Source organism: Taibaiella koreensis, from assembly GCF_003545715.1.
Lineage (GTDB): Bacteria > Bacteroidota > Bacteroidia > Chitinophagales > Chitinophagaceae > Taibaiella > Taibaiella koreensis.
The window spans coordinates 517,011-529,475 of sequence record NZ_QVNU01000003.1; the positions used below are offsets into that span (position 1 = coordinate 517,011).

The 12,465-nt window shown below is 48.7% G+C and carries 13 protein-coding genes; 7 read left to right on the forward strand and 6 right to left on the reverse strand.

The window, feature by feature from the left end; translation table 11 throughout:
* The first annotated feature begins 64 nt into the window (after positions 1-64).
* The 7 genes from nrfD (at position 65) to DZK30_RS12230 (ending at position 8,311) form a co-directional block, all read left to right on the forward strand.
* Positions 65-1,378, forward strand: a complete 1,314-nt coding sequence (nrfD, locus tag DZK30_RS12200) for an NrfD/PsrC family molybdoenzyme membrane anchor subunit (protein WP_240432911.1) — start codon at positions 65-67, stop codon at positions 1,376-1,378.
* Between the two features lie 76 nt (positions 1,379-1,454).
* Positions 1,455-2,039, forward strand: a complete 585-nt coding sequence (locus DZK30_RS12205) for a DUF3341 domain-containing protein (RefSeq protein ID WP_118974411.1) — start codon at positions 1,455-1,457, stop codon at positions 2,037-2,039.
* Between the two features lie 42 nt (positions 2,040-2,081).
* The gene (locus tag DZK30_RS12210; protein WP_118974412.1) at positions 2,082-2,753 is read left to right on the forward strand and encodes a c-type cytochrome; all 672 of its coding nucleotides are present in this window, start codon (positions 2,082-2,084) and stop codon (positions 2,751-2,753) included.
* Positions 2,754-2,832: 79 nt separating this feature from the next.
* The gene (locus tag DZK30_RS12215) at positions 2,833-4,041 is read left to right on the forward strand and encodes a quinol:cytochrome C oxidoreductase (RefSeq protein WP_118974413.1); all 1,209 of its coding nucleotides are present in this window, start codon (positions 2,833-2,835) and stop codon (positions 4,039-4,041) included.
* A 93-nt stretch (positions 4,042-4,134) separates the two neighbouring features.
* Positions 4,135-5,217 carry a cytochrome c oxidase subunit II gene (locus DZK30_RS12220; RefSeq protein WP_118974414.1) on the forward strand — a complete coding sequence of 361 codons (1,083 nt, stop codon included), beginning with the start codon at positions 4,135-4,137 and terminating at the stop codon, positions 5,215-5,217.
* A 119-nt stretch (positions 5,218-5,336) separates the two neighbouring features.
* Positions 5,337-7,166, forward strand: coding sequence for a cytochrome c oxidase subunit I (locus DZK30_RS12225; RefSeq protein ID WP_118974415.1), 1,830 nt, complete (start codon positions 5,337-5,339; stop codon positions 7,164-7,166).
* A gap of 269 nt (positions 7,167-7,435) precedes the next feature.
* Entirely contained in the window at positions 7,436-8,311 is an 876-nt protein-coding gene (locus DZK30_RS12230; RefSeq protein ID WP_162903047.1) for a ChaN family lipoprotein, read from the forward strand.
* A 15-nt stretch (positions 8,312-8,326) separates the two neighbouring features.
* On the opposite strand, the gene lipB is transcribed toward DZK30_RS12230, so the two are convergent.
* The 6 genes from lipB to DZK30_RS12260 all read right to left on the reverse strand — a co-directional run bounded on the left by lipB (position 8,327) and on the right by DZK30_RS12260 (position 12,443).
* Positions 8,327-9,058, reverse strand: a complete 732-nt coding sequence (gene lipB / locus DZK30_RS12235; protein ID WP_118974695.1) for a lipoyl(octanoyl) transferase LipB — start codon at positions 9,056-9,058, stop codon at positions 8,327-8,329.
* 152 nt (positions 9,059-9,210) lie between these two features.
* Positions 9,211-9,720 (reverse strand): calcium-binding EGF-like domain-containing protein, encoded by a 510-nt coding sequence (locus DZK30_RS12240; RefSeq protein ID WP_118974417.1) that lies wholly within the window; start codon positions 9,718-9,720, stop codon positions 9,211-9,213.
* A gap of 175 nt (positions 9,721-9,895) precedes the next feature.
* Complete coding sequence (gene yiaA, locus DZK30_RS12245) at positions 9,896-10,327, reverse strand: inner membrane protein YiaA (protein ID WP_118974418.1); 432 nt, start codon at positions 10,325-10,327, stop codon at positions 9,896-9,898.
* A 75-nt stretch (positions 10,328-10,402) separates the two neighbouring features.
* Positions 10,403-10,972 (reverse strand): Crp/Fnr family transcriptional regulator, encoded by a 570-nt coding sequence (locus tag DZK30_RS12250; RefSeq protein WP_205529426.1) that lies wholly within the window; start codon positions 10,970-10,972, stop codon positions 10,403-10,405.
* 645 nt (positions 10,973-11,617) lie between these two features.
* The gene (locus tag DZK30_RS12255) at positions 11,618-11,959 is read right to left on the reverse strand and encodes a hypothetical protein (protein ID WP_118974419.1); all 342 of its coding nucleotides are present in this window, start codon (positions 11,957-11,959) and stop codon (positions 11,618-11,620) included.
* Between the two features lie 130 nt (positions 11,960-12,089).
* Positions 12,090-12,443 carry a hypothetical protein gene (locus DZK30_RS12260; RefSeq protein WP_118974420.1) on the reverse strand — a complete coding sequence of 118 codons (354 nt, stop codon included), beginning with the start codon at positions 12,441-12,443 and terminating at the stop codon, positions 12,090-12,092.
* Positions 12,444-12,465 lie beyond the last annotated feature (22 nt).

Consider the following 12,465-nt stretch of genomic DNA (forward strand, 5'->3'; position numbering starts at 1 on the left):
ATACGCTCAGGTAACTGAGGATATCTGCCGCCCGATAGAACAGAAGCCTACAAGACTTTGGTATATGGGATTCATCTTCTCATTGCTGCTGCTGGGCTTTGGTGCTTTTTCCGTAACCTGGGAAGTTTACTGGGGTATCGGTACCTGGGGCATTAACCGTACGGTAGGCTGGGGTTGGGATATCACCAACTTCGTATGGTGGGTAGGTATTGGTCACGCCGGTACCCTTATCTCGGCGATCCTCCTGCTGTTCCGCCAGGGATGGCGTACCGGGGTAAACCGTGCTGCGGAAGCGATGACCATCTTTGCGGTAATGTGTGCGGGCCAGTTTCCCATCTTCCACATGGGGCGTGTATGGAACGCTTTCTATGTACTGCCTTTGCCCAACTCCCGCGGTGCCTTGTGGCCCAACTTTAACTCTGCCCTGCTTTGGGACGTATTTGCAATCTCTACTTACTTTACCGTTTCCCTGTTGTTCTGGTATTCAGGCCTGGTGCCCGACTTTGCTACTATCCGCGACAGGGCCAAGACCAAGCTGCGTAAAAGACTTTACGGCGTTGCTTCCTTTGGCTGGACCGGTACCGCCAAGAACTGGCAGCGCTTCGAGGCCCTTTCCCTGGTGCTCGCCGGCTTGTCTACACCCCTGGTACTTTCAGTACACACAATCGTATCTTTTGACTTTGCCACCTCGGTTATTCCGGGCTGGCATGCGACCATCTTCCCGCCTTACTTCGTTGCGGGTGCGGTATTCTCCGGCTTTGCAATGGTAAATACCCTGCTGGTGCTGGTGCGTAAGATCTTCCGCCTCGAAGACTATATTACCATTGGTCACATCGAGGCCATGAATAAGGTAATTGTACTTACCGGATCTATTGTAGGTGTCGCTTATCTTACAGAATTGTTTATGGCCTGGTACAGCCAGGTGGTTTACGAGCAACAAGCCTTCAAATGGCGTGTACTCGGACCCTACTGGTGGAGCTATTGGGCGATGATGTCTTGTAACGTGGTATCGCCTCAGTTCTTCTGGTTCAAGAAGCTGCGTCGTAACATCGTGTTTACGTTCATCCTGTCTATCGTGGTAAATATCGGTATGTGGTTCGAACGTTTCGTGATCATCGTAACTTCTCTTTATCGTGATTACCTGCCTTCCAGCTGGACTTACTATAGCCCTACCTGGACAGAGATGGGCTTCTATATCGGTACTTTCGGATTGTTCTTTACCTGCTTCTTCCTGTTTGCCAAATATTTCCCTGTAGTGGCTATTGCGGAGATCAAATTTACCCTGAAGACTTCAGGCGACAATTACAAGCGCGAAATGCAGGCCCTGGATGAAAAGACCGTTGAAGAATTTATTCACGTAGCGGAGCACGCACATTAATCAAGAAATTAAAATTAAAAAGTTGAAACAACTTGTTTTTTTGACTTTTGCTTTCTGACTTTTGAATTGATAAAAAATGGCTGTTAAAAAATTTGCAGTAGCTTGTTACGACGACGAAGCGGTTCTGTTTCCCGCAGTAGATAAAGTACGCAACAGCGGTTACAAACTGCACGATGTTTATACTCCCTTTCCGGTGCACGGGCTGGATGTAGCGCTGGGACAAAAAGAAACAGACCTGCACATCGCCGGTTTCTGCTATGGTATTACCGGCACCGCTACGGCCCTGGGCTTTATGAGCTGGATCTTTACCAAAGACTGGTCGATCAACTACGGTGGCAAGCCCTTCTTCGCATTGCCCGCATTCATTCCGATCACTTTTGAGTTGACGGTAATGTTTGCAGCAGTAGGTATGGTGCTTACTTATTGTTACCTCAACCAGATCATGCCGGGTGTGAAGAAGCACGTATTCCATCCCCGTCAGTCCGACGATCTGTTTGTGATCGTGATGGAGATCACCGATCCCGCTTCAGAAGGAGAGATCGTTGATTTTCTGAAGACGACCGGCGCTGTGGAAACCGACGTACAGATAGCCGAAGAAGGCTGGTGGTACGGCTGGTGGCACAAGGAAGAAGCGTATCAGAACCAAAAACAACTTGCATAGTAAAATTTGCTGATGGGCGCAGCCTATTATTGAATCATAAACATGAAGAAAAAATATTTAGTAACATTAATGGTAGCTGGTGCGGCGCTGTTCGCAGCCTGTAACAGTGGTAATATCCGCCGTAACCCGGGTAAGACCTATGCTCCGGATATGACCTATTCCAGGGCTTACGATGCTTACACCGCCAACCCCGTAACGCATAACGGGCTTACCAGCCAGGCGCCGGTGACAGGCACTATTGCCCGTGGGCATGCCTTACCCGATCACCTTACTGAAGTGGATACCAATGCCTATAATGCCTTACAATCTCCTTACAAATTTTCCGATAAGGAAATGGAGGAAGGAAAGCGCCTCTTCAATATCTATTGCGGCATTTGTCATGGTACCGATCTCGACGGTAATGGTCCCTTGTATGCCAGCGGCAAGTTTGCCTCTATGCCGGCCAATCTGAAGTCGGGTGCGGCTTACCTGGTGATGCCTGCAGGCAAAATGTACCACGCGATTATGTACGGAAAAAATATGATGGGCTCCTATGCCGCTCAGCTGGACGTACATCAGCGTTGGATGGTGATTGCCTACATTAAGAAGATACAGTCTGAGAATGGTGGCGCCCCTTTTACCATGGCACTCAACAGCAAGGATACAGCAGCAGCTGCTGCTCCGGTAAGTTTAGTAGCCGGAGGTGTTAAAGACACGGTTAACAATAAGAAATAAGTACGGTACCGAGTACCTCGCCGCCCGAAAACGGCATTATTACATCAAATAATAAAATGCTCCTTTAAGGATTACAATTATGATTACGGATCGTTTTGAAGTACCATCCCGATTAAAGACTACCGGCATTGTATTGCTGCTTATCGGTGTAGCAGCACTGGTCGGTGGTTTTGCTGGTCTGCTCAGCGGCAACGAGTATGAGCAGGCGCGCTTTTGGACCGTACTGTTGCAAAACAGTGTGTTCTTCCTGTTCATCAGCTCAGCGTCCATCTTTATACAAGCCGCTGCCGGCCTGGCACAAGGTGGATGGATCGTGGCCTATCGCCGTGTTCCGGAAGCGATAGGCGCCAATGTATGGGTCTTCGGCCTTGTCGCCCTTGTGGTGTTGTTCTCGATCGTATTTGGTATCGGCGAGCACAATCCTGTGTATCATTGGGTACACCCTCACGGGGATAAGGTGCTGGAAGGAAAAGCAACCTTCCTTAATAAAGGTATGTTCGCCGGTTTCTCTATCGTGACTATAGGTCTGTGGAGCTGGTTTGGTATCAAATTCCGCGCGATGTCCCTCGCTGAAGATATAGCACCCCGTAACAGCACCAAGATCTATTGGAAAATGGTTGCTATGAGCGGCGCCTTCCTGTTTGTGTATGCCCTCACGATGATGAGCACTACACCCTGGTTCTGGATCATGAGCATTGATGCCCACTGGTATTCCACTTTGTTCAGCTGGTATGTATTTGCAAGCTCCTTCGTAAGCGGTATGGCATTGATCCTGCTGTGGACCGTATACCTGAAGAATCGTGGCAACCTGGAGTTTGTGAACAAAGAGCACATGCACGATCTGGGTAAATTCATGTTCGCCTTCAGCATTTTCTGGACTTACCTGTGGTTTGCACAGTTCATGCTCATCTGGTATGCCAATATCCCTGAAGAAACGACTTATTTCAAGATCCGTATGCAGGGACCTTATGCCTTCTTCTTCTGGGCCAATCTGATTCTGAACTTTGTATTACCTATCCTGATCCTGATGACCCGCCCGAGCAAGCGTAATTATTTCACGGTTGTGTTTATGGCGATGACGATCATTTTCGGACACTGGATTGACTTTTATGTGATGACCATGCCCGGGCCCCTGCAGCAGCACTGGCACCTGAACTGGTACGAGCTGGGTATTGCCTGCGGCTTTATAGGCCTGATGATCCTGGTGGTTTCAAGGACCCTGGCCAAGACAGGTCTGGTGCTGGTAAATAACCCGTTCCTGAAAGAGACCCTGATCCACGTCAGCTAGCTGTTGCCGGCTTTGCCGGTAACCTATGGAAAGAAAACATTTAAACAAAAAACTGCCTTTTCCAAAGGCCGGAGTATATAAAATAAATAAGCAATGTCGGGATTAATTGTTACCGCCTTAGTTGTTCTGGTTTTTATCGTCATTTATCAGATTGCAAAAGCCAGCGAATTAGCAACCATTCTTCGTGGAGAAGAGAAGGTAAAGTCACAGACCAACCGCCTTATGGCCTGGTTGATGGTTGCCTTTTTTGTCCTGGGTATGATCGGCATTTTTAAATGCCACGAATCCCTGATCGACAAAATGCTGCCGGAATCCGCTTCTGTTCAGGGCGATCATTATGATACCATGCTGATCGTGACCCTGGTCCTGACAGGCTTCGTATTCTTTGTAACACAGCTCCTCCTGTTTTATTTTATCTACCGTTACCAGTCTACAGAAAACCGTAAAGCTTTCTTCTACTCGCACAACAACCGCCTTGAAGTACTGTGGACTACTGTTCCGGCGCTTGCCCTGGTTGTTCTGGTGGTTATTGGTCTGAAAAACTGGTTTACCATTACCGACAAAGCACCCGACAACGCTATGGTAGTACAGGTAATGGGTAAGCAGTTTAACTGGCTGATCCGCTACCCCGGCGCCGATGGCGTGCTGGGTAAGACGGACTTCCGCCTGATGAACGACGCGAACAATGTAATGGGTCTGGATTGGAACGATCCTGCTGCAAAAGACGACATCATTGTGGAAAATGGTGAAATGCATATCATTAAGGACTTGCCGGTTCACCTGGTGATCAATAGCCGCGATGTGATCCATGACGTGGGTCTTCCTCACTTCCGTATGAAAATGGATGCGGTACCCGGTATTACCACCACGATGTGGTTTACGCCTAAGTTCACGACCGATGAGATGAAGGCGAAGACGCACAATCCGAACTTTGTATATGAAATATCCTGCGACCAGATGTGTGGCAAAGGTCACTATTCTATGAGGGGTACCGTGATCGTGCAGACAGGACAGGAATTTAAAGAGTGGATGGCAAAACAGCCGGCTTATTATGCTAACGTTCAAAAGGCTGCTACACCCGAAACGGCTGTACCTGCTGAAGGCGCTGCGCCTACTGCACCGGCAACTGATTCGACAGCCCATAAAGCTGCCGACGGCACGACAGCGCACAATTAAAAGACCGGTAAACCGGCAGGAAGCCCTAATTTTGCAGGTGTTTCCACAATGGAGTAGTACCCGCTTTTCTTTTACAAATTGATTGCCCCTTGATCAAAGGGCCGGAAATATAAAATACAATGAGTCACGAAGCAACAACCGGACAAGCGCACGCAGCGCACGCTCACCTGGATTCACACGGACATGCGCATGCGCACGGCCATGAACACCATGAGCAGCACTTTATCCAAAAGTGGATCTTCAGCCAGGATCACAAAGTGATTGCCAAGCAGTACCTGATCAGTGGTATCATATGGGCTGTGATCGGCGCGTTATTCTCCGTATTCTTCCGTCTGCAGCTGGGTTTCCCCGAAGATACTTTCCCCATCATGGAAAAATTCCTCGGACATTGGGCCAAAGGCGGTAAACTCACGCCCGAGTTCTACTACGCTTTGGTAACCATGCACGGTACCATTCTGGTGTTCTTCGTATTGACCGCCGGTTTGAGTGGTACCTTCAGTAACTTCCTTATACCATTGCAGATCGGCGCCCGTGATATGGCTTCGCCTTTCATGAACATGCTGTCTTACTGGTTCTTCTTTATATCCAGTGTCATCATGTTTGCTTCGCTGTTTGTACAAACGGGTCCTGCAGCCGGTGGCTGGACGACCTATCCGCCATTGAGTGCTCTTAAAGAAGCATCATTGGGCTCGGGGCTTGGTATGGATCTATGGCTCATCAGTATGGCCCTCTTCGTAGTATCGCAACTGCTGGCCGGTCTCAACTATATCACTACCATCCTCAATATGCGGACGAAGGGCATGAAGATGACCCGTCTGCCGCTGACCATCTGGGCCTTGTTCTTTACAGCCGTCCTGGGTGTACTGTCTTTCCCCGTACTGTTATCCGGATTTGTACTGCTGATCTTTGATCGTCACTTCGGTACCAGCTTTTATCTTTCCGAGATCTTTATCGGTGGTAAAGCGTTGTCCCACATCGGCGGCTCTGCCGTACTATACCAGCACTTATTCTGGTTCCTGGGGCACCCCGAGGTGTACATCGTGATGCTGCCGGGTATGGGTATGGCCTCCGAGATACTGTCTACGCATAGCCGTAAGCCTATCTTCGGTTACCTGGCCATGATCATTTCACTTACCGGTATCACCGCCCTGGCCTTCGTTGTATGGGCGCACCATATGTTCGTGACCGGTATGAGCCCCTTCCTCGGTGGTATCTTCGTATTGCTGACGCTATTGATTGCGATCCCGTCGGCGATCAAGGTATTCAACTGGCTCACCACTATCTGGAGAGGTAATCTTAAGTTTACCGTACCTATGATGTTTGCGCTGGGTTTTGTTTCCCTGTTCATCTCCGGTGGTCTTACCGGTATCTTCCTGGGTAACTCGGCACTGGATATTCACCTGCACGATACTTACTTCGTTATTGCACACTTCCACCTGGTAATGGGTGTGAGCGCCTTCTTCGGTATGTTTGCCGGTATTTACCACTGGTTCCCCAAGATGTTTGGCCGCTTCATGAACAATACTCTGGGCTATATCCACTTCTTCATTACACTGGCCGGTGCTTACCTTATCTTCTGGCCCATGCACTATGAAGGATTTGCCGGTATGCCGCGTCGTTACTACGATTACAGCGCTTGGGAATCGTTCAAGCAATTCGGGCATCTCAACGCCTTTATCAGCGTAGTGGTGATCGTCGTATTCTTTACACAACTGCTTTTCGTGTTCAACTTCTTTATGAGCATCTTTAAGGGACGCCGGGTTACCAATCCCAATCCCTGGGGTTCTACTACACTGGAATGGACTACGCCCATACATCCGGGTCACGGCAACTGGGAAGGCGATATTCCCGAAGTATACCGCTGGCCTTACGATTATAAAGATGATGGTCAGGGTAACGACTTCGTCCCTCAAAATATACCGCTGAAACCCGGTGAAGAAGAACATTAGTCACGATAATGAGCGCCGTCCGCAGGACGGCGCTTTTCTTTGTATAGGACTATCCTGATACAGGAAACGAAACAATCTCCGGTCCTTGAGCTTGTCGAGAAAGTAAAGGGTAGCTATAATTGGTGCTTCGACGGGCTCAGCAGCCGTTATCAAGACGAATTTGGGTAATGTTTCCTATATCGGGATCGTCAGTTCTTTGTAAATACTTGCTGACATTCGGCCCCCAAGCCCCTTTTAAGGCCTACCTTTGCGGCCTAAATCCTTTTATAATGCGTTTTCTTTTGCTCCCGATACTGCTGATGACAGCTTACTGTGGCGTTACCCAGGTGCCCGGCGTCGATTATAAGCTCTACGATGCCCGGTTGAAAAAGGAGACGACCATCGAAGCCATAGCAGCGGGTATCGGTAGCGGCGAAGTGCTGGTATTTGGTGAGCAGCACGACGACTCCATCGGGCACCTGATGGAGAAGAAGGTATTGGAGGCGCTTTACGCAAAGCAGGGTAATGCAGTAATGCTGGCTATGGAGATGTTTCACCGCGATGTTCAGTATATCCTCGACGAGTACCTGGCCGGCCTCATCAGCGAGAAGAATTTTGTAAAGGAGGCAAGGGCCTGGGACAGCTATAAAACCGATTATAAGCCGGCGGTGGAATTTGCCAAAGAAAAGCACCTGCGTGTAATTGCGGCCAATGCACCTTCCCGCTATACCAATATGGTGACCCGTAACGGACTGAGCGCCCTCGAGGGTTTGAGCAAGGAAGTAAAACAGCAGTATATCGCTCCCTTACCGGTTGATACGGTTACCGGGCCCTATTACGATAAATTCCTGGAGGCTATGGGTGGTCATACGACGCCCGGCATGCACCTGTTCCAGTCGCAGAGCTTTTGGGATGCCACCATGTCCTGGTCTATTGCAGAGGCGCTCAAGCAGTATAAAAAAGGCGTTGTGCTGATGTTCAACGGACGCTTTCACAGCGATTATCACCTGGGATTGGTGCAGCGGCTCGAGCGTAATTATAAAAAGAAAGTAACGACGATCAGCAGCTTTGCGGCATCGGATTTCGCTGCGCCTGACTGGAACCGATATGCTGCCCAGGGCGACTATATCCTCATCACCAGCGGAAAGCCTGAGGAGGCGCAGTAGGCGCTGCTCCCCGCTTTAAGAAGCGCTGACCATGCTACCGGATGCCGGGACCAGCGCCGCTTCGAATGCTTTGGCAAATTGTTGCGCGAAGATCCTTTTTACCTCTTCTTCATCAACTTTCCGGCCCAGCTCCCGTTCCATGCTGGTCACGCCTTTATCGGTAATGCCGCAGGGAACAATATAATTGAAGTATTGCAGATCGGTATTGACATTGAGCGCCAGGCCATGTATCGTGATCCAGCGGCTGCTTTTCACACCCATAGCGCATATTTTGCGTGCCTGTGACGTGTCGGCTTCCAGCCACACGCCCGTGGAGCCGGGCAACCTTCCCGATACGATGCCATATTCCTGCAGTGTAAGAATGATCGCCTCCTCAAGGGTACGCATGTACCGGCCCAGGTCGGTAAAGAATTGCTCCAGGTCCAGCACCGGGTAGGCGACCATCTGTCCCGGTCCGTGATAAGTGATATCGCCGCCGCGATTGGTCTTGTAGAAGCGTACGTCCAGGTCTTTCATCCGCTGGTCGTTGATCAACAGGTTTTCTTCGATACCGCTTTTTCCCAGGGTATAGACATGCGGGTGCTGGCACAGGAACAGGTAATGAGGGATCGTTTGCGCAAAGGCAGCTGCTTCCTGGCGGAAGCGCGCTGACTTAATATCGAGACCCTCTTTCATGTATTGCTCCTGCAGGGTCCAGGCTTCGCCATACTCTATCGTACCCAGGTCTTTTAATAGCACAGTATTCATAAGCGTCAACTGGCCGTTTGCCAGCATGCAAAATTACGATAAAAATGGCAGGGCCGCTTATCGCTCTATGGGCAGCCTCGTTACAAATGTAAACAGAGCCGACCGGTTTTCCGGTCGGCTCTGCTCTATAGTCCGATTGGTCTTGCCGATAATTATTGGCTGATGCGCAGGCCGGAGAAATAGCAATTCTGGCGGGTGCTCACCTTCTTATTAAGCGTTTGCATGTATAGCTGCAGCAAGCCGCCGTCTACACGCATATAAGCATTGATCTCTACGTCATCGTCGTTGTAGGTGTAGAAGCGGGTCTCGGGTGTTTCTGCAGTGCCTTTATAGCCCAGCAAAGCTGTATTACCGGCGCCTAGCTTCAGCAATACCTGGTCGGGCTCGCTTACCAGCGAAACATCTACCGTATCGCTGATGATGGGGAAATTGTTGCAACGGGTGCTGCCGGCCCATTTGCCGATAAAGCGGCTGGCAGTTTTGATCTCACATTCGGCGCCTTCAAAGCCGGTAGGACATTGGCAATAGCCGTCGCTGCAGCTACCGCCATTCTTACAGGCCAGATCGCTACAGGGGTCTTTTACGCAGGAGTTGAACAGCACCATACTGGCAATGGCAAAAAAGCTGAAAACGGTAACAAGTATGGATTTCCAATTTTTCATATTACACTGTAAAATTTTCTTATAGAAGAAGGACGGTTTAGGATGAAATAGGCTGTTAAGATACAAAATAAAATGAAAAGACAAGGGGAAAGCCAATTTATTTAGGGCTCGCTACAAAAAAAAGAAGCTGTCCGGTGGGGAGCAGCTTCGATGAGATGACGAGGGTTAAGGGGCGTTAAGGACGATCATTTTCGGGAGGGGCGCTTGTTGTGGCCGACTTCATATCCCGGGTGTTCTTCTGCACGGCAATGGCGCCGAACAAGCTTAATACGAACGACATGGCATAGAAGCCTTTTTCGCTCTTGCTCAGCCCGGCATTCCACAAGCCTACAGTGAGCAATACGATACATAAGATAAGGCAGAACCAGGACAGGCCATAATAGATATTGGTGACCGGGATGCCTTCCAGCTGGTCCCGCACGGCCTTTTGCACGGAAATGGCGGAAAACAGGCCAAACATGAGCACCGTAAAGTAGTATCCTTTTTCATTCAGCAGCATATCGGCGTTCCATAAACCGATGAGGAAGGCGACGATACCGGCAAGGAGGGCGACCCAGGAAGCCGCCATAAAAGCGGCAGAGGGCTGCAGGGAGGTTTTTTGTTGCATAGCATTTACTTCTTTATAGATACAAAGCTATCAACAGCGAAAAGCATATCTTTTGACATTGGTCAAAAACGGAGCTCAACGTGAAAGCCGGCCGCGGGCCCGGCTCAGGGTCTCCTGCGACATGCCCAGGTACGATGCGATATAGCCCAGCGGCACCCGCTCGATAATGTGCGGCATACGCTCCAGGAGGCGTCCGTACAGCTCCGGAGCCGTTTTGAACTGGGCGTTGACGTACCGTTCCTCCAGACGGATATAGTACTTTTCGTAAGCCATGCGCAGCAGGCGTTCTGCTTTGTGATGTGCCGCCAGCAGCTCATCCAGCTTGCTCTTTGGAATCTCCCACAAGATGCAGTCTTCAAGCAGCTGAATGCTTTCAATAGCGGGTTCCCGGGTAGTAAAGCTATGAAAGGAAGTAACGAAATCATTTTCAAAGCCAAACCAGTGGGTAACCTCCCTGCCATCCAGGTTATAGAATCCCCTGAGACATCCCTGTTCCAGGAAGTAGAGGTGGCGGCATATCCGGCCTTCCCTGATGAGGAATTCGCCTTTAGGTATCCTTAGTTCCCGGAAGCTGTTCCGCAGATCATCCCGGAGCGCTTCGTCGATATGATGCATATCTGTAAGGTGCTGCAATAATCTTTCCATGGCCGTTTTAATGCAGCGTAAAAATAACGCAAAAATGCTGCACCCGTATGGAAAGCCAGACGGGGTTAAGCGTTTAAATATAACACCTGGTGCAAGTGTAATACCGGGATACGCATAATTTTCATAGTGCTGAGTTACCAGGTCCGGTATTATCCAGGCCTTTATTATTTGGATGCTCAATGTCGTTCAGTTAAACATTTAAGGAAAAAGGCATGTAGTTAACCGCGAAGGACGCTAAGTTGTACGCAGAGGACGCAAAGAATTAGCGTGAAATGCCACACTTAGAAGTATTGACCGCGAAAGGGATATGCCGGTAGCCAACAACCGACCTTGATCAGCTGCACCTATTAGGGCAATGTCTTAACTTCCTCAACGGTATTGAGATGCTTTGATGGCGCCCGCAAACCTCAGGATGACAGTATGATGTTTATGATTTTGTGCTTGCTCAGACTGTAAACATCATACTGTCATCCTGATCCGAAGCTTGCGCAGCTTGCGACGGGAAGGATCTCTTCCCGTTGAAAAAGGATATTTGTATAGGTCAGAAGAAAGCTATTCCCTCAGCTCATGAGATTACCCTCGCGGGACGAAATTTTAAAATGCTACAAATACCCTGTTTCTTAACTAAACGACATTGATTTGGATTCAATATGTCCAATGCCATTTCACCTTCAGTTGCTTGTCTATCACCATTTCGTATTTCCCTTCAAAACCAGTTAGATCGTTGTAAAAGTAGTCTGAATCATGATTCAGGTAAATAAGAGGTGTCATTTGTATGTCATGTCCTCCTTTTATTTCGCCAAGTGATACTTTTCTTTCACTAATCGCTCCGGATTGGATTTTATAAAACTTAATCACAGAGCCATTAGCATTTATAAGCACGCTGTCAATAAATTGGCCGGAATTGTTTTGAATAACGATAGCGTTTGATAGACGCAGGTTGCAGCTTGTAAAAGCCAGCAATAGTATTACGATAGTGTAACGCATGGCTATTGGTTGGTAGGAGTAAGACGGTTGTGCCAGAAATTTTTTTACAGACAATTGAGTTCCGATTTATATTGAGCCATGGCCATTTTTTAGCAAGAATTTTTACTGCATCCAGTGTATCTTAGCTATCTTATCTAACCATTTCCCAAGTCACTTCAAGCTTTTTACTTAAGGTAAGCTTGTACGACCCATACGTTCCGGTTAAGTCATTATAAAGTAAAGTGCCATCGATTTTTTGACCTTGAATAAAGAAAACGGGCGTCATTGTTATATCGCGGTTACTCTTTAAAGGCGGTTCTATAGTCTTTTCCGCTTTCTTGCCGGCGGGTATGTTATAGAACTTTACCAAAGTGCCATTGGCATCGATGATCAAACTGTCGATAGAGCTTGATGAGTTATTCTCAACGTAAATCACATTCTTTTCAAAGAGCCAACAAGAGCTGCAACCTATTGCCGCAAAAGAGAACACAAGTATCTTCTTCATTATTATTGATTTGTTGGAATTG